A 26,007-nucleotide genomic window follows, 5' to 3' on the forward strand; every position below is an offset into this window, starting at 1 on the left:
GCGAGCTGGGCGCGCCTATTCGACGGTGACGGACTTGGCCAGGTTTCGCGGCTTGTCGACGTCGTAGCCACGGGCCTGGGCCACCGACGCGGCGAACACCTGCAGCGGGATCGTCGACAGCAGCGGCTGCAAAAGCGTTGACACCGAAGGGATTTCGATCAGGTGGTCGGCGTAGGGGCGCACGGTGTCATCGCCTTCCTCGGCGATGACAATGGTGATCGCGCCGCGGGCCTGGATCTCGCGGATGTTGGACAACAACTTGGCGTGCAGCACGGCCGAGCCCTTGGGGGACGGCATGATGACGATGACCGGCAGATCGTCTTCAATCAGCGCGATGGGGCCGTGCTTGAGCTCGCCGGCGGCAAATCCCTCGGCGTGCATGTACGCCAATTCCTTGAGTTTCAGCGCGCCCTCCAGCGCCACCGGGTATCCGACGTGGCGGCCCAGGAACAGCACCGTCGGGGCCTGGGCGAACTGATACGCCAGGGCGGCCACCGGCTTGATCGTCGCGATGACCCGCGCGACGAGGTCCGGCATCGCTTCCAGCTCGTGGTATTCGCGCTGCACCTCGTCGGGGTACTTGGTGCCGCGGGCCTGCGCCAGCGCCAGACCGACCAGATAGTTCGCGGTGATCTGGGCCAGGAACGTCTTGGTCGAGGCCACCCCGATCTCCGGGCCGGCGCGGGTGTAGAGCACGGCGTCGCACTCGCGGGGTATCTGCGAGCCGTTGGTGTTGCAGATCGCCAAGACCTTGGCCTTCTGCTCCTTGGCGTGCCGGACCGCTTCGAGGGTGTCCGCGGTCTCGCCGGACTGCGAGATGGCGACCACCAGGGTGCTGCGGTCCAGAACCGGGTCGCGGTACCGGAATTCGCTGGCGAGCTCGACCTCGACCGGCAGTCGTGTCCAGTGCTCGATCGCGTACTTCGCCAGCAAGCCGGAGTGATATGCGGTGCCGCAGGCCACCACGAACACCTTGTCGATCTCGCGGAGCTCCTGGTCGGACAGCCGCTGCTCGTCGAGCACGATCCGGCCGTCGACGAAGTGCCCCAGCAGGGTGTCGGCCACGGCGGTCGGCTGCTCGGCGATCTCCTTGAGCATGAAGTACTCGTAGCCACCCTTTTCGGCGGCGGCCAGGTCCCAGTCGATGTGGAACTCGCGGTATGCCCCGAGTCCCAGGTCGTCGTTGCCGTCGAAGTCGGTGATCCGGTAACCGTCGGCGGTGATCACCACGGCCTGGTCCTGCCCGAGTTCGATGGCGTTGCGGGTGTGCGGGATGAAGGCCGCCACGTCGGAGCCGACGAACATCTCGCCGTCGCCGATGCCGATCACCAGCGGGGTGGAGCGGCGGGCGGCGACGATGGTGCCGGGGTCGTCAGCGTTGGCGAACACCAACGTGAAGTGGCCGTCCAGGCGGCGCAGCACCGCGAGCACCGAGGCGGCGAAATCGCCCGCGGTGGGGCCGTGCCGGTAGGCCTGCGACACCAGATGCACCGCCACCTCGGTATCGGTGTCGCTGGCGAACTCCACGCCCTCGGCCTCCAGCTCGTGGCGCAGGTTGGCGTAGTTCTCGATGATGCCGTTGTGGACCACCGCGATCTTGCCGGCGGCGTCGCGGTGCGGGTGGGCGTTGCGGTCGGTGGGTCGTCCGTGGGTGGCCCACCGGGTGTGGCCCAGGCCGGTGGTTCCGGTCAGCGACGACGCCGGCATTTCGGCGATCGCCTCCTCCAGGTTGGCCAGCCGGCCGGCACGACGGCTGACCGTCAGCGTGCCCGCCGACGGGCCGCCGCCGTTGACCAAGGCGACGCCCGACGAGTCGTAGCCGCGGTACTCCATCCGGCGCAGCGCGGACATGACGACCTCACAGGCGGGCTGCTGCCCGACATAGCCGACAATTCCGCACATTCTGAACAGGGTAGTGCAGGCGGACCACCAACCCCGCACTCCGCGGTTAGGGTTAGGCCGCCCACCTGCGCGAAAGGCCCGCTGTGACCTATCCCTACCGCCAATGAACTGGGCCGCGCTGATCTCCAATTGGACCGCGATCCGATACTGGGACAGCGCCAACTGGACGCCGTGGACCCATCCGCCGAGCCCATTCACTCACTCGTCATAAACGCGGATTCGTATTCACTTGATGTATTTGCGACGTTTTCGTTCCGACCAACACCCAATGGGATATCCCGCGGTAATATCTGAAACGCCAGCAAAGACCGGAAAAACCTCAAGGCTCCGAAAGACGAGCTGCCTTTCAAGCCCGTCCGATCACGATTACGCAGCGTGACTGCGGCAGAACCGGGGCCATCGATTTGCAGTCAGGCTTTTGTCAGGCACGAGTCGGATATTCTGGCTACCTGGGACCACGCATTGTGCCGCGCCGTGAATTCAGCCCGACGGGCGCCATGAGGAGGCAATCATGACCGCGGTTCGCGACGACGATCTGGCGCCGGCCGTCATGGTGCCGACGCTACGGCAGGCACCCAAACCGTGCGCGCAGGCGTCGACCAGTTCCGGCCACCCGTTGATGGACTTGACCACCAAAGTGTTCTCCGTCCCGCTGCGCCAGCTCTACGCGGCGCTGTGGCGGGCGGGTGTCATCGAGGTCACGGGCTAACAGAGCCTCGCGCACCGGCCGGGCCAGCGAGGCGGCGTTCCTTCTCCCCCGGCGCCCGATTGCGATGCGCTAACGTCAACGCGTGGCCCGCATCCGCAAGCTCGTCGCAGCTCTCAGCCGCCGTGGCCCTCATCGGGTTTTGCGTGGTGACCTGGCCTTTGCCGGCCTGCCGGGAGTGGTGTACACCCCCGAGGCGGGGCTGAATCTGCCCGGCGTGGCGTTCGGCCACGACTGGCTCACCGGCGCGGACCGGTATTCGAACTTGCTCGAGCATTTGGCGTCCTGGGGCATCGTGGCCGGCGCTCCCGACACCCAGCGCGGCCTGGCTCCGTCGGTGCTGAACTTCGCCTTCGATCTCGGCACCGCCCTGGACATCGTGTCCGGGGTGCGCCTGGGTCCCGGCAAGATCAGCGTCCATCCGGCCAAGCTCGGCGTCGTCGGTCACGGTTTCGGCGGCTCGGCGGCGGTGTTCGCCGCGGCCGGGATGCCGGCCAAGCCCGCCGCAGTTGCCGCGATTTTCCCCAGCGTCACCAGCCCGCCGGCTCAGCAGCCGGCCGCGACGCTGAAGGTTCCCGGGGTGATCTTCACCGCGTCCGGTGATCCCAAGACGCTGAACTCCAACGCATTGGCGCTGGCCGACGCGTGGGACGCGGCGACGCTGCGCATCGTCAGCAAGGCCCAGCCCGGTGGGCTGGTCGAGGGCCGTCGGCTGACCAAGGTGCTGGGGCTGGCCGGCGCGCACCGCCGCACCCAGCGGTCCGTTCGCGCGCTGTTGACCGGTTACCTGCTCTACGCCCTGGGCGGCGACAAGAAGTATCGCGATTTCGCCGATCCGCAGGCGCACCTGCCGGGTACGGATGCGATCGACCCCGAGGCCGAAGCGATTCCGCTGGAAGAGAAGATCGTCGCGCTGCTCAAGTGAGGCAGGGGCACTTGACCCTTTATGCCGACTGTGCAAGCGCTCTATGACCGCTGGATCGTCGAATTGTGGAAGGGCGGCCCATCGCTGCGGAGATCGTCACCGACGACTTCGGGCACCTCGGCCGGCTGAGGGTCCCGGCCCGCGCGACAGCGTGGTAAGTGTCATTGATGCGAATCGGGGTCGCCCTCAATTACTCGGGTGGGTTTCACGAGGCCGTGGACCGCGTGGTCGAACTCGAAAAGTCCGGCATCAAAGTGGTAGTGGTGGCCGAGGCGTATGCCTTCGACGCCATCAGCCAACTGGGCTATCTGGCCGCCAAGACGAACACCGTCGAGCTGGCGTCCGGGGTGCTGCCCATCTACATCCGCACGCCGTCGCTGCTGGCGATGACCGCCGCGGGGCTGGACTACGTGTCCGACGGGCGATTCCGCCTCGGCATCGGCACCTCCGGGCCGCAGGTGATCGAGGGATTCCACGGCGTCCCGTTCGACGCCCCGATCGGCCGCACCCGCGAGATCGTGGAGATCTGCCGCAAGGTGTGGCGCCGCGAACGCGTGCAATACGACGGCAAGCATTACCAGCTGCCGTTGCCCGCCGATCGCGGGACGGGTCTGGGCAAGTCGCTGCAGCTCATCAATCACCCGGTGCGCGAACGCATTCCGGTCAGCATCGCAGCGTTGGGCCCCAAGAATGTCGAGCTCACCGCCGAGATCGCCGAGGGCTGGCAGCCCGTCTTCTACCTGCCTGACAAGGCCGCGTCGATCTGGGGCGAGTCGCTGGCGGCCGGCGCCGCCAAGCGCGATCCCGCACTGGGCCCGCTCGATGTGATGGTGCACGCGTCGCTGGCCATCGGGGACAACGTCGACGATCGGCTCGCGTGGGTCAAGCCGCAGCTGGGCCTCTACATCGGCGGGATGGGCGCCAAAGGCCGCAATTTCTACCACAATCTGGCGACGCGGTATGGGTTCGGAGATGTCGCCGACCGGATCCAGGAGCTGTATCTGTCCGGTCGCAAACAGGAGGCCACCGACGCGGTGCCCGACGAGCTGGTGCGCGGCATGTCGCTGATCGGCCCACCCGGATACGTCGCCGAGCGCATGGTCGCCTTCGCCGAGGCGGGTGTGACGACGCTGTTGGTGAACCCGCTGGCCGCCGATCGCGCCGAATCCATGCGGTTTGTCGAGGAAGCTCTGAAGCTGCGGCCCTGAGCCGTCACTGCCCCGCCTGCGGAAGCTGGTCGGCGGCAATCTCGCACGGCGTCGAGCCCTGGCCGGCCGCGGGCGACGGTTCGGCGACAGGTGCGGCGGGTGGTGCGGGCGGCGGGTCCGGTGGCGGTGTACCGGCCGGTGGCGGGGCCTCGACCGCTGCGTCGTCGGGCCCGGGCTCAGGTTCGTCGACGGGTTGGTTGGTTTCGGCGGGATCGTCTGGACGATCGGGGGTCTTGTCGGCAACGGCCTGATCGTCGGTGACGTCGTCGGCGGCGTCCCCTGTGCGCTCGGGATCGTCTGCGTCGAAAGGCCTTTCGTCGAACGGATCCTCGCCGTCGCTCATTACGTCCGAGCCGCCCAACCCGTCACCGGCCGATCCGATCAGCCCGCCCACCGCATCGACGATCCGGCCGGCCAGCCCGAGAAGGCCGCCACCACTGCCAAGCCCGCCGCCGAGTCCGCCACCGCCAAATCCGCCACCGAGGTCGCCATCGCCCAGCCCACCCGGATCGCCCATCGGCATGCCCGCGGCAGCGACCGGCGGCGGTGCCGGGGCCGCCGAAGCCGGTGCGGCACTGACGGGATCGGGCACGGCGGACGTCAACGTCGGCGCGGGACCCACCGCCGGGACGGGGCCGGTGTCCACGGGCGGAGCGAACTGCGCCGGCGCAATTCCCGCCCCGAGATCGCCGGGGAATTCGAAGCGCGCCGTCGGGACGGCGGTCATCTTGTCGATGACCATGGCGTAGGACGTCTCGACGCCATCCGAGGCGGACCGCATCGCCCTCACCCAGTCGTTGCGAATGTCGTTGTCCACGTAGGGCATCACCTGCTGGCGCACGACGTCGGCGGCACCGTCCCGGTCGCCCGCCAGGACCGCGGCGGCGGCGGCCAGCCAGGCCGGCCGCTGAGCGCGCACCCGGTCGTCGACGGCGATGACGTTCGACACCTCCGAATCGACCAGATACCACAGGTTGTCGCGCAGCGACTCACATCGCTGGGCCGCCGCGCGCAGTTCGGTGACGACGGCGTCGCCGGTGTCGCAATGCCGTTGCAACAGCTGCACGGCGGCGTCCCCGCCCGGACCGATCCACGCCGCGGCCAGCTCGGCCACCTGGGCGCGCTGCATCCGCAGCGCTTCGGCCGCCACCACGCTCGCCGCCCGCAACTCCGCGCAGTCGCGGTCCAGCGCGTGCAGGTCCAGGCCGTCCTCGCCCGCATACCGCTCGCGAACCTGCGCGGGATGCGTTGTCAGGTCGGGGTTTTGGTAGCCCAGCGCATGGCAGGCCTGCACGTAGGTCTGGGTGTGCTCGACGGCGGCCCGGCCCTCGGCGAGGCGCGCGGCCACATCCAATCGGTCGGCCACGAGTCAGGCGATCCGCGCCGCGGCATACAGTTCGGCATCGGCGTAGCATTCGGCGCTCGACCGCAGCGCCGCGGCGATCTCGGCCGACGCGCGCGACCACTGCGATACCTGTGCCACCAGCCGCTCCAATTCGGCGCGCAGTGCCTCGCCACGCGTCGTGTGCGTGCGGCCGGCGCCGGCGCCGCCGAAAGCGAGCCTGGACAAATGGTCGGATACCGCGCGGTCGATGAATTCGGCCGCGGTCGCGAATCGGTTAGCGACCCGCCGCGCCGACGACACGTCGAGCTGCGTTCGGGCGATGGGTACGGGACGTGTTCCCCCAACGGATTTCATGCCTTATCCGACGCCTGCGGGCGCGGCGGGGTTCCGGGGAGATCTACCGTGCGTCGCTGACCGCTTCGGCGACCCGGGTGGCGACACGCTGAGCTAGGTCCTTCTCCGGCGCTTCCACCATGACCCGGATCATCGGTTCGGTTCCTGAGGGGCGCAACAGGATTCGGCCGGTGTCGCCCAGTTCGGCCTCGGCCTCTCCGACGGCGCTTCGCACCGCGGGCGCGCTGGCGGCGCTGTCTTTGTCGGCGACCGTCACGTTGATCAGCACCTGCGGCAACGTCTTCATCGCCGAGGCCAGCTCGGCCAGCGACGAGCCGGTCTGCACCATGCGGGTCATCAGCCGTAGGCCGGTGACGATGCCGTCGCCGGTCGAGCCCAGCGCGGGCATCACGATGTGCCCGGACTGCTCGCCACCCAGGCTGTAGTCGCCCGCCCGCAACTCCTCCACGACGTAGCGGTCGCCAACGCCGGTGGTGCGCACCGTGATTCCCGCCGAGCGCATAGCCAGGTGCAACCCCAGATTGCTCATCACGGTGGTCACCAGTGTCTTGGACGCCAGTTCGTCGGCCTCGTGCATCGCGAGCGCGAGCACCACCATGATGTGGTCGCCGTCGACTAGGTTTCCGTCGGCGTCGATGGCCAGGCAACGGTCGGCGTCCCCGTCGTGGGCCAGGCCCAGGTCGGCGCGGTGCGCGACGACGGCCGCCCGCAGCGAATCCAGGTGCGTGGAGCCGCAGTCGTCGTTGATGTTGAGCCCGTTGGGGTCGGCGTTGATCGCGATCACGCGGGCGCCGGCGGCGCGGTAGGCGCGCGGGGCCACCGCAGAGGCCGCGCCGTGGGCGCAGTCCACCACCACGGTCAAGCCGTCGAGGCGCAGCGTGCTCGCCTTGCTCAGGTGGCGCAGGTAGCGGTCGTCCGCGTCCTCGGCATCGATGACCCGGCCGATCCCGGCGCCGACCGGGCGCAACCCAGGATCGACCTCGAGCAGGGCCTCGATGCGGTCCTCGGTGCCGTCGTCGAGCTTGTGGCCGCCGGGGCCGAAGATCTTGATGCCGTTGTCGGGCATCGGGTTGTGCGACGCGGAGATCATCACCCCGAAGTCGGCGTCGTAGGCGCCGGTCAGGTAGGCCACCGCGGGCGTGGGCAGGACCCCGACCCGCAGCGCGTCGACGCCCTGACTGGTCAGCCCGGCGATCACCGCGGCCTCCAGCATTTCGCCGCTGGCCCGCGGATCGCGGCCGATCACCGCAACCCGCCGGCCCGGTGCCCGCGCGCTCGCCAGGTGCCGCGCCGCCGCGGCACCCAGCGCGAGCGCCAGCTCGGCGGTCAACTCGCGATTGGCGACCCCACGGACACCGTCGGTGCCGAATAGTCGACCCATGCGACCAAACCTCTCACAGTTGTCGGGCTAGCACCTAACGTGCCCGTTCCTTTGTGGACGAAACCGGCCGCGCAGGGGCGCAGACACGCCGCAACCGGCCACAACTTGTGCACCACGATGCCAAGTTGTGGCCGGATAGCGACTGCTGATCAGCGCTTGCTGTACTGAGGCGCCTTGCGGGCCTTCTTCAGGCCGTACTTCTTGCGCTCGGTGGCACGCGGGTCACGGGTGAGGAAGCCGGCCTTCTTCAGCGGCGGCCGGTCCTCGGGCTGGGCCAGGATCAGCGCCCGCGCGATGCCCAATCGCAGCGCGCCGGCCTGCCCCGAGGGGCCGCCGCCGTGCAGCAGCGCGTAGATGTCGAAGCTCTCCACCCGATCGACGGTGACCAGCGGGGCCTTGATCAGCTGCTGGTGCACCTTGTTGGGGAAGTAGCCTTCCAGGGTGCGGCCGTTCAGGTTGAACTTGCCGGTGCCGGGCACCAGGCGCACCCGCACCACGGCCTCCTTGCGGCGGCCGACCGTCTGGATGGGCCGGTCGAACACGAAGGACGCGGCGGGCGCGGCGGCTTCGGCGGCCGCGGGGCCTTCGGCGGCCTCTGCCGGCGCCTCGGTCACCTCGGCGACGGCCTCGACGGCTTCTGGGGTTTCCGGGCTCTCAGGGTTCTCGGGGTTTTCCACGGCCTCGGGCGTTTCGGTCACTGGGCCACCTGCTTGATCTCGTACGGAACGGGCTGTTGTGCGGCGTGGGGATGCGTCGGACCGGCGTAGACGTGCAGCTTGCGCGCGACCTGACGGGCGAGCTTGTTCTTGGGCAGCATGCCGACGATCGCGTCCTCTACCACGCGGTCGGGGTGCTTCTCCATCAGCTCGCGGATGGTGCGGCTGCTCAGGCCGCCGGGATACCCCGAGTGGCGGTAAGCCAGCTTCTTGTCCAGCTTCTGGCCGCTGAAGGACACCTTCTCGGCGTTGATGACGATGACGAAGTCACCGCCGTCGACATTGGGGGTGAACGTCGGCTTGTGCTTGCCGCGCAGCAGGGTGGCCGCCGCGACGGCAAGGCGGCCAAGCACCACGTCCGTGGCGTCGATGACGTGCCACGACCTCGTGGTGTCACCCGCCTTTGGCGTGTACGTAGGCACAGCGCTTACCACTTTCTTTTTGCGAGCCTCTTGGCTCGAGGTGGATCCCGGTGTGACCCGGGCGCCGGTCAGGCGTTCGCGGCAGGGCTTCGTCTCGGCGACCGACATTGACCCGAGGCCCGGCGTACCGCACGCCAACGGAGCAGCTTACCGACCGCCATCCCCGCAGGTCAAAATGACTGTGTGGTCCCAGCGGCTCTCCCCCGCCAGGACCACACAGTCTCACGGCGCGGCTACCTCCGCGCAGTGGTCTATTCGGTCGCTACCGCGCCCAGACGCCGGCGGCCCGGCGGTCGGCGTTGGCCACCTCTTGCGCACCGTCGCGCACGGCGTGTCCCAGGGCAGTCAGAATTTCGTTGAGGGCCGTCGCCGACTGGTGCCATTTGAGCTGCTCAGCCTGGTATGCGGCGGCCGCTTCGCTGGTCCAGAGCTGCTGCAGCGGTGCGATCTGCGATCGCAGCTCCTCCAGCGCCGCATTGAAGCGTTCGGACGTGGAGTGAATTTCCTGACGCACCGTGTGTTCGATTTCGCCGAAGTTATAGGACAGGACCGAGTCCACCGGAATCCTCTCTCGTCACACATCCCCGCCGGCGGCGGCGATGTGGTGTGCGTGGTTTTGGCCGGCCTCCTGTAGGGCCGCCGCGTTGTGCCGAATGGTGTCGGCGATGGAGTGCAGGGCGTGATAGAGCCGCACCGACTCCGCGTTCCAGCGATCCATCACGTCTTTGAAGCGAGCGGCCGCGGGCCCGCCCCATGCCGACGGCGGCACACCGTTCATGCGGCCGACGAACGCCTGCAGCAGCGCCCGGATCTCCTCATTGCGGGCGTCGGTGGTGCCCGCCACCGACCGCATCAGGTCGAGATCGGTGCTCACTGTGTTCGATGCAGCCATACCAAATACGACCCCCGGCGCGGCCCTTCGGTTCCACAAATTTTCAGCCGATCGCGTGAGCGGATCGCACCGCCTGGTCGCAGGCATCGCGGACGGCGTCTTCGTCGCCGGTCCGGCTCTGGCAACCGATGCTGATCCGAACCGGGCCGTCCAGGAGCACGGCCCAGCGCACGTGATGACCGGGGCGCACTTCGCGGTACGTCACCGCCGGGCGGCCGGCGCTGGTTCCGGCAGGGTTGAAGTCGACGAACACCCCCGGGGTCTCGGCATCGATCGCGTGCTTCAACCGCTCGGCGGTACCACTGAGCGTCTCGCCGGCGACCGGGGATTGGGTGATGTGCAAGGCCACGTCGGGATTTGTCTGCGAGGTGACCTGTACCCGGGCCGAGCCGGGTCCGCTCACCACGCGCTGGACCGACCACGTCGCCGGCACCGACAGCGCCACCCGGCCTTCCACCAGAAACGTTGTCGGCGCGGTCGCTACCGGCCTCGGCGCCACCACATCGGGCCGGCCCATCGTCATTGCGGTCGGCGCCGCCGTGGCGACCACGATCGCGGCCGCCACGAGCCCGCTGCGCGTGCGGGCGCGAGCGGCGCCCGCGGTGGCGGCCGGCCCCGGCGGCTCGGGTGTTGCCGGGTACGTCGACCGCGCGAGCCGGGCCAACCGAAAGTCGTTGATCTCCAGAATGTCTGGAATGTTTTGTCCGCCATCGCGTACCGCGTCGGCGATCAGCGCCGCCAGCACCGGCGCACCGGCGACGGTGCTCGGGGTGTCGATCAGCACGGCTTCGGGCGCCAGCGCCGCGACGATGCCCGCAACGCTGTGGGCGACGGCCTGCGGTTCGGCCGTGCGCGGTACGGCTGCGACCTGGCTCGCGGTGATCGCCACCAGCCGCTCGGCGATTTCGATCACTACGGTCGCGTCCGGTGCGGCGCTCGACGCCTGCCTCAGCAGCGACGCTCGCGTCCGCGTCCGACCTGAAACGGCCGCGGCGGCCTCGCTCACCACACCGACGCGCGACGCCCACCACCACGACGGATGCACGACGACCATTCCGTCGCGGTGACCGCGGTTTGCCGATCGCAACGCGGCTTCCCACAGTGCGTCGACGGCCGCCGGCCGCTCCCCTGCCAGCGCCACCCCGTCGTCAATCGCATCCAGTGCCGCTTGGACAATGCCGGCCATCTCCTCGTCGCCGACTTCGCCTGTGGCGCAGCATAACCGCCGGATCGTGCCGGGCCCGGCCTCGACCACCGCGGGGTGCTCGCTCACGGTGGGCTCCACGCGACCTGGACAAGTTCCTCGTCACCGGCCCGACCGGCGAGTACACCGCGGCCCGGCGGCAATCGCATCGGCGCGGTGGAAGTCAACGATGCACCCCGCGCTGGACATCCGCTCATCATCAGCGACGCGCAACCGAGGTCACGCAGACTCGCCAACAGCGGCTCGAACATCGCGCGCTCGAGTCCGCCGCTGCGCCGAGCGAGGACCAGATGCAATCCCAGATCTGCTGCATAAGGCAGGAATTCGGCGATCGGTGCCAGGCCATTGCCCGCCGGGCCGGCCACCAGATCGTAGTCATCGACGACGACGTAGAGGTCCGGTCCAGACCACCAACGGCCACCGCGCAACTGAGCCTGGGTGGCGGCAGCCGGCGGCATCCGCGCCTGCAGCGACTCCAGCAGGCCGGGCAACAACACCGCCAGGGCGGCGGGCGACATGGCGTAACCGCCGAGATGTTCCGACTCGACGACACCGAGCAGCGTGCGCCGGAAGTCGACGATCAACAGCTGGGCCTCGGCCGGCGTCGTCGTCCGGACGATCTCGCGGCACAAGGTCCGCAGTGCCGCGGTCTTCCCGCACTCGTTGTCACCGAGAACGAGGAGATGCGAGCAGCGTTCGAAATCGACTGCGGCCGGTTGCAGTTCGCGCTCCCCCAGACCGAGCAGTATTCGCGTCCGCAACTCGGCACCCCACCGGCGCACCACCGCCTCGCGATCCACGCGCTGCGGCAGTAGCGGTATCGCCGGAGCAACCGATTCACCGCCAGGCACCTCGGCGACGGGCAAGGCGATCACCATGTGCAGACCCTCACGAGAAAGACCACGCCCCGGGCTGGCATACGGAACATGTTGGGCCGCCTTGCGGTCGATTTCGGAGTCGGCGGGATCACCCAGCCGCAACTCGATGCGCGTGCCGATCTGATCCCTCAGTGACGGCCGCAGCTCCGACCACCGCGATGCGGACAACACCACGTGCACGCCGTACGAAAGCCCCTGAGCCGCCAGCGCGGTGACCGACTCCTCCAGCGTGTCGAAGTCCTGGCGCACGCTCGCCCAGCCGTCGATGACGAGGAACACGTCACCGAAGGGATCACGCGACGCGTCGATGTCCGAACGCCGCTGCCGGTATTCGGCGATCGACGCGATGCCATGCTCGCGGAACAAGGCTTCACGGCGACGAACGACCGACTCGCACTCGGCGACTATCCGGGCGACCAGACGCGGCTCCGCCCGGCCCGCGACCGCCCCCACATGCGGCAGCGTGCGCACCGCGGACAGCGCCCCACCGCCGAAATCCAGGCAGTGAAACTGCACCTGGCGCGGGCTATGCGTGGCCGCCAAGGCCGTGATGAGCGTGCGTAGCGCCGTCGATTTTCCGGATTGGGGTGCACCGATGACCGCGAGATTTCCTGCGGCTCCGGACATGTCGACCACCAGCGGCGTTCGGCATTGGTCGAAGGGCCGGTCGACAATGCCGATGGGGACGGCCAGGCCGCCCGGCGCGAACGTGGTATCGGCCAGGACGGCGTGCAACGCCGGCGCCGGCCCGAGCGGAGGCAGCCAAACCCGATGCGCGGGCGGTCCTTTGCCAGTCAGGCGGTCCAGGACCGCACTCGAGATGGTTCGTTCGGGCGCCTCGCTCACCTCGGCGGCGCGGCTGACCGCTCCGGTCACCCAGGTGCCGAACACCCGCGCCGTTCGCGCCGCCGCGGCGTGCCCACCGGTCGTCTTGTTCGTCGGCAGCGGCGCCGAAACCAGCGCGGCCTGGAAGCGGATCGGTTCGCCGCCGCCGACGCGCAAGAAGCCGGCGCCGGGGGCGCTCGGCAGACGGTATGCGTCGAGACTATCCAATATGGTCTGGGATTCGTTGGCCGACAGTGTCTTCAGGCACATCCGATACGACAGGTGGGCTTCCAATCCGCGCAGCCGGCCCTCGTCGAGGCGCTGGCTCGCCAGCAGCAGATGCATGCCCAGCGACCGGCCGAGGCGGCCGATCGCGGCGAACGTGTCGGCGAAATCGGGATGCTGGCTGAGCAGTTCGGAGAACTCGTCGACGATGACGAACAGCGTGGGCAGTGGGGGTAGCCTTCGGACACCGCGTGCCCGTTCGTATGCCGCGACGCTGGGGCAGCCCGCCGTCCGCAGCAGCTGCTGGCGGCGGTTCATCTCACCGGAGAGGGCATCGCGCATCCGCGCCACCAGTGGCGCGTCGTCGGCCAGATTGGTGATCACCGCCGCGACGTGTGGGGCCTGGGCGTAGTCGAGAAAGGTTGCGCCGCCCTTGAAGTCGATGAGCAGCAGGTTGAGCGCGTCCGGCGGGTTGTGCGTCATCATGCCCAGCGCGATGGTGCGCAACAGCTCTGACTTGCCGGACCCGGTCGCGCCGATGCACAGCCCATGCGGGCCCATTCCGTCTTCGGCCGGCTCCTTGATGTCCAGCTCGAGCGGGGCGCCTCCGGCCGTGGTTCCGATCGGTACGCGAAGTCGGTCGCGGCCTCGTCGGCGGCGCCACCACGCGACCGGGTCGAGTCGGTCCAAGTCGGAAAGCCCCATCAACTGCAGCCAATTCGGCTCAGCGCCGCCCGGGCGCGGGTGATGCCGGGCCAGCCGGCGCGCACATATCAGCGCATCCAAGGGCGCCATCCGGTCCGGACACCATCCAGGTGCCGGACCGGCGGGCGTCCGGATCGTCAGCGGGGCGCCGTCGCAGCTGGTGCCTATCCCGATCGTGGTGACGTCGGCGATCGGGTCGATGCCCGGGGCCAGGTCCGTGACCACCACCGCTTCGGGTCCTCGGATCGCGGCGAGCGCGCGCTGAGCTTCCGTCGTGCTCGGGTAGATCATCCGCACCGGGCCCGCCTCATCAATGTCGACCGGGTGTTGATTGTGCGGAAGCCATTTCAGCCAATCCCAGTGACCGCGATTCTCGTCGTCGACAACCGCGACGATCAGCATCTGGTCGGGCGCGTGCAGCACGGCGATTTGGCAGAGAATCGCGCGGAGCAGCCCGCGCACCTCGTCCCGATCGCCGTCGATCGTCACGCGTGTCCCCGCATGCAGGCCGATCGCGACGGGAGCGCGGACCGTCGAGCGCACATGCAGGAAACGTTCGAGCGCGGTGGCGGTGACCGGGTCGCGGAGTTCTTCCGACGGAAGCCGCGGCGCCACCAAGCGGCGGGCGAGCGGCTGTGTCCCCATGCCCACACGCACGAGGCCGAAGTCCGTGTCGGTTGGCCGCCGCTCCCACATCCGCGAGCCGCCGATCAGCGTCCACAGCGTGTCGGGATCCGGATGCCGACCGATCGATGAACGGTATTGTGCCACAGCGATTTCGGACACGGACCGGTCCAGCTCGCTGAGGTAGCTCAAATATCGATCGCGGTCGGCATCGACGCTACCGCCCTGCCTGCGGGCACGACCGGCCAGCCCCGTCACCACGGTCGAAACCAGCATGGTGGCCGGGAATGCCAGAAACACGGGGCTACGGGCCGCACCAGTCCCAGCGGTGAACATCGCGGCCATGGCGCCCAGTCCCACCAGAGACAGCGCAACCGGCAGCAACCGCGCGAGTGTGCCCGGCGCTGTAGGTGACGGCAGGTCCGGGGGCGCCTCGACAATGATGTCCGCGGCAGCCTCGGTCACCTCATCCCCTTCCCGTGCGACGACGCTAAGTAGCGCCGACGCCGGCGGCAAGTCACCTGTGCACAACCGGATACCGGGTCGTACCGGCCTGGCTATGTTTCTTCGCAATCCGACGGAAGGGTTCGCTGTTGCCTGCATCCGATACCGGACTGCGGCGCGTCTCGGTGTATTGGGACGCTGCGGTCGCCGATGTCACGCTGCCCGCGAAAATCTCTATCGCCGTGCTGATTCCCTCGGTCGTCGACATCCTCGGGGCTGCCCATCACGGCAACGAGGCCTGGCGCTACCGCTTGTCGCTGCCCGGCGCATCCGGGTTGGATCCGTCGATGACGCTGGCGCAGCACGGCATCGAGGACGGCGCAACCCTGGTGCTGAGCCGGAGCACCGCGCCGTTGCCCGACGTCCGCTACCTCGACGTGGCGGAGGTCGTGTCGGCCACCCTCGACGCGGGGACCGAGCCGCGCGGCGGCGCTTCACACGCGCGCGCTGTCCGACTCGTCGGGGCGGCGGCTGCGATCGTCTGGTCCGCCGCAGGTGGCCTGACGATTGTGCGTAACGCGTTGCGCCTCAACGATAACCGAGATGTGGCCACGACGGTCGCCGCGTTGGTGGCGGCCGGCGGCCTCGCCGTCGTGCTGGCCGCCGTCGCGCACCGCGGCTATCAGGACCCGACCGCCGGATTGACGTTGGGCCTTGTCGCTACGGTGTTCGCCGCGGCCGCCGGCTTTGTGGCGGTGCCCGGCGCGCCAGGCATGCCCAATGCGCTGCTGGCCGCGGCGGCCGCCGGTGTCACCGCGGTTGTCGCGATGCGCGTATCGGGCTGCGGTGTGGTCACTTCGACCGCCGTGGCGACCTGTGCCGTGGTCATGGCGATGGCGGGGCTGGTGGGCGTGGTCAGCGCGGCGCCACTGCGCATCGTCGCTTCTGCGGCTGCGCTGGTGTCCGTCGGCCTGCTCTCCGTGGCGGCGCGCGCATCGATCGCTGTGGCCGGGTTGTCGCCCCGGCTGGGGGTACCGGAGAGTCAACCGAGCGACGCGACGCTGCGTTCTCAAGCGGTCCGCGCCGACATGTGGTTGACAAGCCTGCTTGCCGGCTTGTCGTTATCGGCGACCCTGGGCGCGGTGGTTACCGTGCTTGCCGGCGCGCCAAATTTGGCCTGCACCGCCTTCGGCACCCTCACCGGTGCGCTACTGCTGCTGCGCTCGCGGTCCACCGACACGGGAAAGATGCTGGTGTTCGCGATCTGCGGGATCATCGTTACCGCAACAACCTTCGGCGTTGCGGCATCGCGCGCCCCGGTGCCCGCTCCATGGATCGTGACGGCGACGATACTGGCGGTCGCGATGGCGGTGTACTTGGGCTTCGCGGCACGGCCGGCCTCGGCCGTCCTGCGCCGGAGCCTCGGGCTACTGGAGCTGGTGGCGCTTGTCGCGATGGTTCCGTTGACTTGCTGGATCGGTGGCCTGTACGGCGCCGCCCGGGGATTGAACGTCACGTGATGGGTCCGCGCGCTACCGGCCGCCTGCTGGCGGTGTCGGCGCTGACGCTGGCAGCCACATTGGAAATGCCAATGGCGCAAGCGGTTTCGCCGCCGGACATCGATGAGAGCCGGCTGCCGAAGCCCGCCTTGCCGGCCCCCCCGTGGCCGACCGTGCAACGCGAGATTTGCGCGACGATGACGGTCGAGGCGGGACCGGGCCGCAATCCGCCGACGGGCCTGGGGGACCTGGCGGCGGTCTGGCAATTCGGCCGCGGGGCCGGACAGCGGGTCGCGGTCATCGACACCGGGGTTTCGCGACACCTCCGGCTGCCCGATGTGGTGCCGGGCGGCGACTACGTGTCCACCGGCGACGGCACCCAGGATTGCGACGCGCACGGCACGCTGGTGGCTGGAATCATCGCGGCCGCAGCCGATTCCAAGGCCGACGGCTTCAGCGGGATGGCACCGGAAGCCACATTGATCAGCATCCGTCAGTCCAGCGCGAAATTCGCCCCGACCGGCGACCGGTCCCGCACCGGAGTCGGTGACGTCGACACACTGGCGAAAGCCGTTCGGACGGCGGCCGATCTGGGCGCCTCGGTGATCAACATTTCGTCGGTTGCGTGCGCACCGGTGGCTTCGGCGCTCGACGACCGCGCGCTCGGCGCGGCACTGGCCTACGCCGTGGACGTCAAGAACGCCGTCGTCGTGGCCGCGGCGGGCAATGCCGGCGCGGGGCAATGTCCCGCTCAGCGTGCCGATGCAACCTGGCAGACCATCACGGTGGCCGTGAGTCCGGCGTGGTACGACGACTATGTGCTGACCGTCGGCTCGGTGAATGGCGGCGGGGCGCCGTCGGCGTTCACCCTTGCCGGCCCCTGGGTGGACGTCGCGGCGCCGGGTGAGGCGGTGACGTCACTCGCGCCGGAGCCGGTGTCCGGCACGAGCTATGCCGCCCCGCTGGTCAGCGGACTGGCCGCGCTGATCCGGGCCCGGTTCCCGGCTTTGACCGCCCGCCAGGTGATGCAGCGCATCGAGACGACGGCGCATCATCCACCCGCCGGATGGGATCCCCTCGTCGGCAACGGCACCATCGACCCGCTCGCGGCGGTCAGCACGGGCACGGGCCCTCCCGGCGACGGTCCCGTCCCTTCGAAGGCAGCCGTGCCGCTCACCGCGCCGCCGCGGGCGCAACCGCGCGATTCTCGCGCGCGGGACACCGCGCTGCGCGGGGCCGCGATCTGCGTGGTTGCGCTGACCCTCGCCCTGGCCACCGGGGCGATCAGGGGTCGCCTACGGCGAGCCCGGGACCACATCGCGTGCGATTGATGCGTTCTGTCGGCTCAACTCGGGTCCGGCGGGCAACAGCGTGAGAAGCGGCCACGGTGCCGGGCCCGCTTCGTCGACCCCGAGGGCGTGCGCGGCGTCGTCGTCGTGAATGGCGAACCGGACGCCGGTGTCGGTGATCAGGTAACGCGTACCGGCGTTGTCACCCGCCCGCACGTACGCGCTTGCGCCGGGCGGCACGTATACGGCGTCCAGCGCGGGGCCGGGGCCGTCGGCTTGCGCCAAGGCCACTGGCGCCCGGCCCGACGGGATCGGTAGCCGGCTCTCGGCCAGGAACACGACGTCGCTGTGGCCGGATCCCACCCGCTCCCAGCCGGCGCACAACGCGCCGGCCGGCTCGGTCAGCGTTGGCGCCCGGTCGGGAAAGAGGCCAACCGGCAGCTCGGCGACGACGGGCGCGGCCCGGATCGCGTCGGGCGCGACGGTCACCGGGTGGGTCGTCTCCTGCGGGTTGTCGAACCGCAGGAGGTCGGCGGCCACCTGCCCGATGCGCTGCACCCCGGCGGCTAACACCACGTAGTGGTCGTCGCCGTCGGAGCGTGTGACGCGAAGCACACTGCCGACCGCGAATCCGGGCAATCGCGGCGTCGTGGTACCCCGACCGTGGATGCGTGGCGGCGCGATCGGCGGCGCTTCCGGCACCGCATTCAGCAATGCCTGCGAAACGAGGAGCGGCGATCTGCCCTCGAGGCGCAGCGCGCGCACCACTGCAGCGTCGCCGAGGTCCACCAGCGCCCGGTGCCCGTCGTAGAGCAGGTAGGCAGGTGAGCCGGAAGCCGTACCCACCAGGATCGCTTGCCCGGTGAGAACGCGGTGCACCGCTGGTGCCTCGGAGCGGCGGCCGATGATGACGGTCGTGGTGCTAGTGCCGCTGCTAGCGCATATCAACCAATCCACCTCCCCGGGCGGCAACGACCTGCCGAGAAACTGCGGTGCGCCCGGAATGCCCAGCAGCGGGCCGCGTTTGGTGGCGTTGAGGTCGGACTCGGTGACCGCCTGCGGGTTGGCGGCCGTCGCGGCGATGAGCCGGGCGGACGCCAGGTTGAGCACCGGATGCCAGACGTCGCCCACTCGTACGAATAAAGCGCCCGACGCCGGGCTCACCACGATCTGCGCGCGATCCAGCGCCACATGAGGCCGCAGCACGGCCAGCAGCGCGCAGCCGGCTACGGCAACAGCGGTGATCACGCACCCAAACGCCACCGGCCGCGGGCGCGAGCGAAACCCGGCATGCTGCCCCAGCAGCGCGCTTTCGGTGCGCCGCAGCAAATACCGGTACGCGCTGACCTGCAGCCACATGGCCGGCTGACGCGGCACGTGATCTCCTGACTCGATGGTTGCGCTGACCGCCACGGTAGGCCGCCGCTTCGGGGTGCCAGAGCGGTTATCCACAGGTCATTCGGGTTCGGGCGCATCACGAGTCGGATAAAATTGCCCGGTGCAAACTCACCGTGTACGTACCCGTCGGGCGGTTACCGCGCGGTCAGCGGGCCCTCTGATCGGCCTGGGCGTTTCTGCCCTGGTTATCGCTGCCGGCCTGGTCGCGACGCCCGCCGCAGCGCCGAAAGCCTCCGCCGACGACTGCCCGGACGTCGAGGTGATCTTCGCCCGCGGCACCAACGAGCCCCCTGGCCTGGGCCGGGTGGGCGACGCGTTTGTGGACTCGCTGCGCCAGCAGACCGGCCTGAACATCCTGCCCTACGGCGTCAACTACGCGGCCAGCAAGCTGCAGCTGCACGGCGGCGACGGCGCCAACGACACGATCGACCGCGTCAAGAAGAGCGTGGAGAAGTGCCCCAACACCAAGATCGTGCTGGGCGGTTACTCGCAGGGCGCCTCGGTGATGGACATCGTGGCCGGCGTCCCGATCGGTGGCATCAGCTGGGGCAGCACGCTGCCTGCGCAGTACGCCAACAACATCGCGGCGGTCGCTACCTTCGGTGACGTGGCCGACCGCGCCGGCGGCACGCTGCCCAGCCAGAGCGCGATGCTGGGCTCCAAGGCCATCGACCTGTGCAACCCCAACGACCCGATCTGCCATGCCGGCCCCGGCAACGAGTGGAGTGGGCACACCGAGGGCTACGTCCCCGTCTACACCACCCAGGCCGCGGCCTTCGTCGCGCAGAAACTGGCCGGCGCCGGTCTCGGCCAGCAGTCGCCCGCCTTCGGGCCACCGCTAGGAACCGGCCCGCAGACCTCCCCCGGCTACGGTCCACAGCAGCCCGGGTCGGGCCCGTCGATCCATGGCGGTACCGGCCCCGGTCCGGCGCCCACGCCGGCGGTGCCCGCGCCGGCTACGGCTTCACCGCAAGCACCTCTCGTCTAAATCGTTACCGTCGGGTTATCAACGCCCCCTTAACATCGCTGTGTGAGGCTTATCCCGTTCGGGCTGGGCATCGGAGTTGGCGTGACGGGAGCGTTATTGATTGCTCCCCAACTGATTCCGCATGCGTCGGCGTCGTGCCCCGGCGTTGAAGTGGTGTTCGCCCGGGGCACCGACGAGCCACCGGGCGTCGGCAAGGTGGGCGGTGCCTTCGTCAGCGCGTTGCGCGAGCAGACCCGCAAAAGCGTTGGCGCATATGCGGTGAACTACCCGGCCAGCAAGGACTTCCTGGCCGCCACCAACGGCGCCAACGACGCCAGCACCCACGTTCAGCAGATGGCCGTCAACTGTCCCAACACCAAACTGGTGCTGGGCGGCTACTCCCAGGGCGCCGCCGTCGTCGACATCGTCACGGCCGCACCGATATCCGCCCTCGGCTACCGCCAGCCGTTGCCGCCCCAGGCCGCCGACCATGTCGCAGCCGTCGCCCTGTTCGGCAATCCGTCCGGCCGCGCGGGTCAGCTGATGAGCGCTCTGTCCCCGAATTTCGAGGGCAAGACCATCGACCTGTGCAATCCGGGCGACCCGATCTGCTCGGGGGGCACGCAATGGAGTTCGCACCTGAGCTACGTGCCCGGATTGACCAACAGGGCCGCGAATTTCGTGGCGGGCAGGGTCTGATTTTGAGTCAGCGCTGGTACGGCGCGGCGGGTGCCGCGTCCATCGCCGGGGCATCGCTGCTCACCCTGGCGGTCACCACCCTCCCCCTACCGGCCGCATCGGCGGAATGCCCAGGCGCCGAAGTGGTTTTCGCCCGCGGCCGCGAGGAGCCACCCGGCGTCGGTTATGTCGGCGCCGCATTCGTCAATTCTTTGCGCGCCAAGGTGCGTATGCCGGTGGGGGCCTACGGCGTCAACTATCCCGCCGATGTCAGCCCGGCCAAGGGCGCGAACGACATGAGCGCGCACGTCCAGCAGATGGCGAGAACCTGCCCGGGTACCCGCGAGGTGCTCGGCGGCTATTCGCTGGGTGCCGTTTCCGCCGATCTGGTTGTCGCCGTGACGCAACCGGCATTCGGATTCACCAACCCGCTGCCGCCGGCATTCGATCAGCAGGTGGCGGCCGTCGCCTTGTTCGGTAACGGCACCCGCAAAGTGCTTGGCCCGGTCCCGGACTTCGACCGCGCCTTCGCCGCCAAGACCATCGATGTGTGCGCGAAGGGGGACCCGATCTGTTCGGCGGCCGGCCTGAATTGGCCTTCGCATCTGCAGCCCTCGTATATCGACTCCGGGCTGGTCGATCAGGCCGCCGACTTCGTCGCTGCCAGGCTGTGACCGCTCAGTCCCGCGAGCGCACATCCCGGGTGATCAAGTTGCGCGCGGCGAGTTGGTCATCCGGCGGGTAGTCGACACCGACCAGCGACAAGCCGTGGGCGGGCGCGGCGGCAAAATCGCTGGATCGTGCCGTGGCGGTGAGCAATTCGCGGCAGTAAGAGACCGGGCGGCGATGTTCGCCGACGGCCAGCAGCGCGCCGACCAGTGAGCGCACCATCGACCAGCAGAACGCGTCGGCGCTGACGGACGCGGTGATCAGGTCACCGTCGCGAGCCCAGTCCAGTCGCTGCAGGTCGCGAATGGTGGTGGCGTTCTCGCGATGACGACAGAACGCGGCGAAATCGTGCAACCCCAACAGATCTCGTGATGCGGCGGCCATCGCCTCGACATCCAGTTGACGCGGCCAGGCGGTGACATAGCGGGCCTGCAGCGGCTGCACACCCCAGGGCGCCGTCGAGATGCGATACACATAGTGACGGCGTAGCGCAGAGAACCGGGCGTCGAAGCCCGCAGGCGCGCGGGTGATATCGACGACCCGGACATCGGTGGGCAGAAACCGGCCCAGCCGCCGCAGCAGCGGCAGGAACTCGGGTTCACCGACGTGCGGTGCGCGCGGGTAGGCGTTCGGCAGCGCGTCCAGCGGCACGTCGACGTGAGCCACCTGGCCGGTGGCGTGCACTCCGGCGTCGGTGCGTCCCGCCGCGCGCAGCCGCACCGGCGTGCGAAGGACGGTCGTCAGCGCTTCGTCGAGCACTCCCGCCACGGTCCGTTGGCCGGCTTGAGTGGCCCAGCCCGCGAAACCTGTTCCGTCGTAGGCGATGTCGAGCCGCAGACGGACGTGATCGTTAACTCTCGTCAGCCTCGTCGTTCGCCTCGGCGGCTTCGGCTTCGGCTCGCGCGGCCACGGCCTCGTCATGCTTCTCTTCAGCGGCGGCCTCGGCCGGCGTGGCCTCGGTTTCCGCCGCCTCGGTCTCGGCCGGCTCGGTGACTTCCTCGGCCGTCGGGCCGACGGCTTCTTGCGGCTCGACAGCCGCCTGAGGCGCCGCCGCCGCCGCGACAGGAGCGTCGGCCTTCTTCGACGCCTTCACCCGGCGAGCCCGATCGGCCTCGGAGGTGACCGTCTTCTCCCGCACCAGCTCGATCACGGCCATGGGCGCGTTGTCGCCCTTACGCGGCTCGACCTTGATGATGCGGGTGTAGCCGCCGTTGCGGTCGGCGAAGAAGGGACCGATCTCCTCGAACAGGACGTGCACCACGTCCTTGTCGCGGATCTTCTTCAGCACCTCTCGACGGTTGTGCAGCGCACCCTTTTTCGCGTGCGTGATCAGCTTCTCCGCGTACGGCCGCAACGCGCGCGCCTTGGGCTCGGTCGTCTTGATTCGGCCGTGCTCGAACAGCGAGGTGGCCAAGTTGGCCAGCAGGGCCTTCTGGTGCGAAGACGACCCGCCGAGGCGAGGTCCCTTGGTGGGCTTGGGCATTGCGACTATCTCCTCATTGGGGCCGGCCCCCGTATCAGGTAGGGCCGGGACGGATTGATTACAGCTGTTCGGTTTCCGCGTAGTCCTGGTCGTCGTAGGACGCCTCGCTGGACCAGGTGCCCGTTGCGACGTCGTAACCCGCGACCTGCGAGGGGTCGAAGCTCGGCGGGCTGTCCTTGAGCGACAGGCCCAGCTGGTGCAGCTTGACCTTCACCTCGTCGATGGACTTCTGACCGAAGTTGCGAATGTCGAGCAGGTCGGACTCGGTGCGGCTCACCAGCTCACCGACGGTGTGCACGCCCTCGCGCTTGAGGCAGTTGTAGGACCGGACCGTCAGGTCCAGGTCGTCGATCGGCAGGGCGAACGACGCGATGTGGTCGGCCTCGGCCGGCGACGGCCCGATCTCGATGCCCTCGGCCTCGACGTTGAGTTCGCGTGCCAGACCAAACAATTCGACCAGCGTCTTGCCGGCCGACGCCAGCGCGTCGCGCGGGTTGATCGAGCTCTTGGTCTCGACGTCCAAGATCAGCTTGTCGAAGTCGGTGCGCTGCTCGACACGGGTGGCGTCCACCTTGTACGTGACCTTGAGCACCGGCGAGTAGATGGAATCGACTGGGATACGGCCGATTTCGGCACCGGAGGCGCGGTTCTGCACGGCGGGCACGTAGCCACGGCCGCGCTCGACGACCAGCTCGACCTCGAGCTTGCCCTTGTCGTTCAGCGTCGCGATGTGCAGGTCGGGATTGTGCACGGTGACACCGGCCGGCGGCACGATGTCACCCGCGGTGACCTCGCCCGGGCCCTGCTTGCGCAGGTACATGGTGACCGGCTCGTCCTCCTCGGAGGACACCACCAGACTCTTGAGGTTCAGGATGATCGCGGTGACGTCTTCCTTGACGCCCGGCACGGTGGTGAACTCGTGCAGCACGCCGTCGATGCGGATGCTGGTGACGGCCGCACCGGGAATCGAGGACAGCAGCGTCCGGCGCAACGAATTGCCCAGGGTGTAGCCGAATCCCGGCTCCAGCGGCTCGATGACGAACTGGGAGCGGCTGTCGGTGAGAACTTCCTCCGACAATGTGGGTCGCTGAGAGATCAGCATGGTGTTTCTTCTTCTCCTTCTCGGCACCCGCTATTTGATGCCGCGGTGTTGTCTCGCGGTGACCCGCTGCGCCCGGCTTCGCCGCGCTTGCGATCCCCGCAAGTTCCCGGGCCGGGCGGCCCGGAAGTCCGTTACTTCGAGTAGAACTCGACGATGAGCTGCTCGGTGAGCGGCACGTCGATCTGCGCCCGCTCGGGCAGCTGGTGGACGAGGATGCGCTGACGCTCCCCCACCACCTGCAGCCAGCTTGGGATCGGCCGGTCGCCCGCAGTCTCCCGCGCGATCTGGAACGGCACGGTGTTCAGCGAGCTGTCCCGCACATCGATGATGTCGTGCTGGGACACCCGGTAGCTCGGCACGTTGACGTGCACGCCGTTGACGCTGAAGTGTCCGTGGCTGACCAGCTGACGCGCCATCCGCCGGGTCCGCGCCAGACCGGCGCGGTACACGACGTTGTCCAGTCGGCTCTCCAGGATGCGCAGCAGCTCCTCGCCGGTCTTGCCGGATTGCCGCACGGCCTCTTCGTAGTAGCGACGGAACTGCTTTTCCATCACGCCGTAGGTGAAGCGGGCCTTCTGCTTCTCCTGCAGCTGCAGCAGGTATTCGCTTTCCTTGATCCGCGCGCGGCCGTGCTGGCCCGGCGGGTAGGGACGCTTCTCGAAGGCCTGGTCGCCACCGACGAGGTCGGTGCGCAGCCGGCGCGACTTGCGAGTGATGGGTCCGGTGTAACGAGCCATGGTTGTCTCCTAGACCCTTCTGCGCTTCGGCGGTCGGCAGCCGTTGTGCGGCTGGGGGGTGACGTCGGCAATCGCACCGACCTCCAGGCCGGCGGCCTGCAGCGACCGAATCGCGGTCTCGCGGCCCGAACCCGGGCCCTTCACGAACACATCGACCTTCTTGACGCCGTGCTCCTGCGCCTTGCGCGCGGCGTTCTCGGCGGCCAGCTGGGCTGCGAACGGGGTCGACTTGCGGGACCCCTTGAAGCCGACGTGACCCGACGAAGCCCAGGCGATGACGTTGCCCTGGAGGTCGGTGATCGTGACGATCGTGTTGTTGAAGGTGCTCTTGATGTGGGCGGCACCGTGCGGGATGTTCTTCTTTTCCCGCCTGCGGGTCTTCTGACCCTTCTTGGGCGCCGAGGCGCCCGCCTTCTTTGCTGGTGGCATCGGGGGTTACCTGGCCTTCTTCTTGCCGGCGATGGTGCGCTTGGGGCCCTTGCGGGTACGCGCGTTGGTCTTGGTCCGCTGACCGCGTACCGGCAGGCCGCGGCGGTGCCGCAGGCCCTGGTAGCAGCCGATCTCGATCTTGCGGCGGATGTCGGCCTGCGTCTCGCGGCGGAGGTCACCCTCCACCTTCAGGTTTGCCTCGATGTAGTCACGCAGGTGGGTCAGCTGGTCATCGGTCAGATCTCTGGTGCGCAAGTCCTTGTCGATGCCGGTAGCTGCCAGGATCTCGTTCGACCGCGTGCGGCCGACGCCGAAAATGTAGGTCAGGGCGATCTCCATCCGCTTATCACGCGGAAGATCGACGCCGACTAGTCGAGCCATAGGTGGCGTTTCCTCTTTTTCTAGGCGGAGGTCTGTTCCCAGCCCGTTCCCCTTGATGGGGGCCCGGCCTCCGTCCGGGCGTGGATGAGCTAGCCCATCTCTATAGATGCCAGCCGCTCACTGGTGCTGGGAGGTCTGCATTCAGTTGTGTGGGTACTACCGGGGCGCCGCAGCGCCTACCGGCTAGCCCTGGCGCTGCTTGTGGCGCGGATCGGAGCAGATCACCATGACCCGCCCATGCCGACGGATCACCCTGCACTTGTCACAGATTGGCTTGACGCTCGGGTTCACCTTCACGGCTGTTCGATCCTGTTCTGTTTCGTTCGAGTTGTTGGAGATCAGGCGCTTTTACTTGTACCGGTACACGATGCGGCCGCGGGACAGGTCGTAGGGAGACAACTCCACCACCACCCGGTCCTCGGGCAGGATGCGGATGTAGTGCTGCCGCATCTTGCCGCTGATGTGGGCAAGCACCTTGTGACCGTTCTCCAGCTCAATGCGGAACATCGCATTGGGCAGGGGCTCGACCACCCGGCCTTCCACCTCGATGGCGCCGTCCTTCTTGGCCATAACTAGTTAAGAATCCTCGTCGTATAGTTTCGTTCTCGTCTGCGCCCGC

Annotated in this window: 27 protein-coding genes; 8 read left to right on the top strand and 19 right to left on the bottom strand. The window is 68.8% G+C overall.

What is annotated here, in order from left to right; translation table 11 throughout:
• Nucleotides 1-15: 15 nt before the first annotated feature.
• Nucleotides 16-1,902, bottom strand: coding sequence for a glutamine--fructose-6-phosphate transaminase (isomerizing) (gene glmS, locus AC5Y30_RS20325; protein WP_499920602.1), 1,887 nt, complete (start codon nt 1,900-1,902; stop codon nt 16-18).
• A 511-nt stretch (nt 1,903-2,413) separates the two neighbouring features.
• Between glmS and AC5Y30_RS20330 the strand changes: the two genes are divergently transcribed.
• From AC5Y30_RS20330 to AC5Y30_RS20340, 3 genes are all read left to right on the top strand, one after another.
• Nucleotides 2,414-2,611 carry an Rv1535 family protein gene (locus AC5Y30_RS20330; protein WP_499920604.1) on the top strand — a complete coding sequence of 66 codons (198 nt, stop codon included), beginning with the start codon at nt 2,414-2,416 and terminating at the stop codon, nt 2,609-2,611.
• An 82-nt stretch (nt 2,612-2,693) separates the two neighbouring features.
• On the top strand, nt 2,694-3,533 hold the full coding sequence (locus AC5Y30_RS20335; RefSeq protein WP_499920605.1) for a dienelactone hydrolase family protein: 840 nt from the start codon (nt 2,694-2,696) through the stop codon (nt 3,531-3,533).
• A 167-nt stretch (nt 3,534-3,700) separates the two neighbouring features.
• Nucleotides 3,701-4,741, top strand: a complete 1,041-nt coding sequence (locus AC5Y30_RS20340) for an LLM class F420-dependent oxidoreductase (protein WP_499920607.1) — start codon at nt 3,701-3,703, stop codon at nt 4,739-4,741.
• A 4-nt stretch (nt 4,742-4,745) separates the two neighbouring features.
• Here AC5Y30_RS20340 and AC5Y30_RS20345 read toward each other — a convergent pair whose 3' ends face one another.
• From AC5Y30_RS20345 to eccCb, 9 genes are all read right to left on the bottom strand, one after another.
• Complete coding sequence (locus AC5Y30_RS20345; RefSeq protein ID WP_499920608.1) at nt 4,746-6,107, bottom strand: hypothetical protein; 1,362 nt, start codon at nt 6,105-6,107, stop codon at nt 4,746-4,748.
• Between the two features lie 3 nt (nt 6,108-6,110).
• On the bottom strand, nt 6,111-6,440 hold the full coding sequence (locus AC5Y30_RS20350) for a hypothetical protein (protein ID WP_499920610.1): 330 nt from the start codon (nt 6,438-6,440) through the stop codon (nt 6,111-6,113).
• 43 nt (nt 6,441-6,483) lie between these two features.
• Nucleotides 6,484-7,821 carry a phosphoglucosamine mutase gene (gene glmM, locus AC5Y30_RS20355; protein ID WP_499920612.1) on the bottom strand — a complete coding sequence of 446 codons (1,338 nt, stop codon included), beginning with the start codon at nt 7,819-7,821 and terminating at the stop codon, nt 6,484-6,486.
• Between the two features lie 149 nt (nt 7,822-7,970).
• Nucleotides 7,971-8,498 carry a 30S ribosomal protein S9 gene (gene rpsI / locus AC5Y30_RS20360; protein ID WP_499920772.1) on the bottom strand — a complete coding sequence of 176 codons (528 nt, stop codon included), beginning with the start codon at nt 8,496-8,498 and terminating at the stop codon, nt 7,971-7,973.
• Nucleotides 8,499-8,515: 17 nt separating this feature from the next.
• Entirely contained in the window at nt 8,516-8,959 is a 444-nt protein-coding gene (gene rplM, locus AC5Y30_RS20365) for a 50S ribosomal protein L13 (RefSeq protein ID WP_499920614.1), read from the bottom strand.
• Between the two features lie 262 nt (nt 8,960-9,221).
• Nucleotides 9,222-9,524, bottom strand: coding sequence for a WXG100 family type VII secretion target (locus AC5Y30_RS20370; RefSeq protein ID WP_499920774.1), 303 nt, complete (start codon nt 9,522-9,524; stop codon nt 9,222-9,224).
• A gap of 9 nt (nt 9,525-9,533) precedes the next feature.
• Nucleotides 9,534-9,851 carry a WXG100 family type VII secretion target gene (locus tag AC5Y30_RS20375; RefSeq protein ID WP_499920616.1) on the bottom strand — a complete coding sequence of 106 codons (318 nt, stop codon included), beginning with the start codon at nt 9,849-9,851 and terminating at the stop codon, nt 9,534-9,536.
• A 43-nt stretch (nt 9,852-9,894) separates the two neighbouring features.
• Nucleotides 9,895-11,124: a type VII secretion-associated protein gene (locus tag AC5Y30_RS20380; protein WP_499920618.1), complete on the bottom strand. Its 1,230-nt coding sequence runs from the start codon at nt 11,122-11,124 to the stop codon at nt 9,895-9,897.
• A complete protein-coding gene (gene eccCb / locus AC5Y30_RS20385; protein ID WP_499920620.1) occupies nt 11,121-14,777 on the bottom strand; it encodes a type VII secretion protein EccCb in 3,657 nt (1,218 codons plus the stop codon). Before eccCb ends, AC5Y30_RS20380 begins: the two co-directional genes overlap by 4 nt.
• Nucleotides 14,778-14,905: 128 nt before the next feature.
• On the opposite strand from eccCb, the gene eccD reads away from it, so the two are divergent.
• Nucleotides 14,906-16,276: a type VII secretion integral membrane protein EccD gene (eccD, locus tag AC5Y30_RS20390; protein WP_499920622.1), complete on the top strand. Its 1,371-nt coding sequence runs from the start codon at nt 14,906-14,908 to the stop codon at nt 16,274-16,276.
• Nucleotides 16,276-17,586 (top strand): type VII secretion-associated serine protease mycosin, encoded by a 1,311-nt coding sequence (gene mycP / locus AC5Y30_RS20395; RefSeq protein WP_499920623.1) that lies wholly within the window; start codon nt 16,276-16,278, stop codon nt 17,584-17,586. The genes eccD and mycP overlap by 1 nt, the downstream gene beginning before the upstream one ends.
• Here mycP and eccB read toward each other — a convergent pair.
• Nucleotides 17,551-18,921, bottom strand: a complete 1,371-nt coding sequence (gene eccB, locus AC5Y30_RS20400) for a type VII secretion protein EccB (RefSeq protein WP_499920625.1) — start codon at nt 18,919-18,921, stop codon at nt 17,551-17,553. The genes mycP and eccB overlap by 36 nt on opposite strands.
• A 181-nt stretch (nt 18,922-19,102) precedes the next feature.
• Here eccB and AC5Y30_RS20405 point away from each other — a divergent pair, with 181 nt between their 5' ends.
• From AC5Y30_RS20405 to AC5Y30_RS20415, 3 genes are read left to right on the top strand one after another with little or no spacing between them, the layout of a single operon-like run.
• Nucleotides 19,103-19,930: a cutinase family protein gene (locus AC5Y30_RS20405; protein ID WP_499920776.1), complete on the top strand. Its 828-nt coding sequence runs from the start codon at nt 19,103-19,105 to the stop codon at nt 19,928-19,930.
• Nucleotides 19,931-19,972: 42 nt separating this feature from the next.
• On the top strand, nt 19,973-20,608 hold the full coding sequence (locus AC5Y30_RS20410; RefSeq protein WP_499920627.1) for a cutinase family protein: 636 nt from the start codon (nt 19,973-19,975) through the stop codon (nt 20,606-20,608).
• A 2-nt stretch (nt 20,609-20,610) separates the two neighbouring features.
• Nucleotides 20,611-21,261, top strand: coding sequence for a cutinase family protein (locus AC5Y30_RS20415; protein WP_499920629.1), 651 nt, complete (start codon nt 20,611-20,613; stop codon nt 21,259-21,261).
• A 4-nt stretch (nt 21,262-21,265) separates the two neighbouring features.
• Here AC5Y30_RS20415 and truA read toward each other — a convergent pair whose 3' ends face one another.
• The 8 genes from truA to infA form a co-directional block, all read right to left on the bottom strand.
• Nucleotides 21,266-22,177 (bottom strand): tRNA pseudouridine(38-40) synthase TruA, encoded by a 912-nt coding sequence (gene truA, locus AC5Y30_RS20420; RefSeq protein ID WP_499920631.1) that lies wholly within the window; start codon nt 22,175-22,177, stop codon nt 21,266-21,268.
• Complete coding sequence (gene rplQ / locus AC5Y30_RS20425; RefSeq protein WP_499920633.1) at nt 22,107-22,739, bottom strand: 50S ribosomal protein L17; 633 nt, start codon at nt 22,737-22,739, stop codon at nt 22,107-22,109. Before rplQ ends, truA begins: the two co-directional genes overlap by 71 nt.
• Before the next feature lie 58 nt (nt 22,740-22,797).
• Nucleotides 22,798-23,841 carry a DNA-directed RNA polymerase subunit alpha gene (locus AC5Y30_RS20430; protein WP_007773471.1) on the bottom strand — a complete coding sequence of 348 codons (1,044 nt, stop codon included), beginning with the start codon at nt 23,839-23,841 and terminating at the stop codon, nt 22,798-22,800.
• Between the two features lie 131 nt (nt 23,842-23,972).
• Nucleotides 23,973-24,578, bottom strand: coding sequence for a 30S ribosomal protein S4 (rpsD, locus tag AC5Y30_RS20435; protein WP_067833946.1), 606 nt, complete (start codon nt 24,576-24,578; stop codon nt 23,973-23,975).
• A gap of 9 nt (nt 24,579-24,587) precedes the next feature.
• Nucleotides 24,588-25,007 (bottom strand): 30S ribosomal protein S11, encoded by a 420-nt coding sequence (gene rpsK / locus AC5Y30_RS20440; protein WP_499920635.1) that lies wholly within the window; start codon nt 25,005-25,007, stop codon nt 24,588-24,590.
• Between the two features lie 6 nt (nt 25,008-25,013).
• Nucleotides 25,014-25,388 carry a 30S ribosomal protein S13 gene (rpsM, locus tag AC5Y30_RS20445; protein WP_067129331.1) on the bottom strand — a complete coding sequence of 125 codons (375 nt, stop codon included), beginning with the start codon at nt 25,386-25,388 and terminating at the stop codon, nt 25,014-25,016.
• Nucleotides 25,389-25,571: 183 nt separating this feature from the next.
• Nucleotides 25,572-25,685 (bottom strand): 50S ribosomal protein L36, encoded by a 114-nt coding sequence (rpmJ, locus tag AC5Y30_RS20450; RefSeq protein ID WP_003879483.1) that lies wholly within the window; start codon nt 25,683-25,685, stop codon nt 25,572-25,574.
• 51 nt (nt 25,686-25,736) lie between these two features.
• Nucleotides 25,737-25,958: a translation initiation factor IF-1 gene (gene infA, locus AC5Y30_RS20455; RefSeq protein ID WP_003418601.1), complete on the bottom strand. Its 222-nt coding sequence runs from the start codon at nt 25,956-25,958 to the stop codon at nt 25,737-25,739.
• Between the last annotated feature and the right edge of the window lie 49 nt (nt 25,959-26,007).

The organism is Mycobacterium sp. NGS27, from assembly GCF_059813005.1.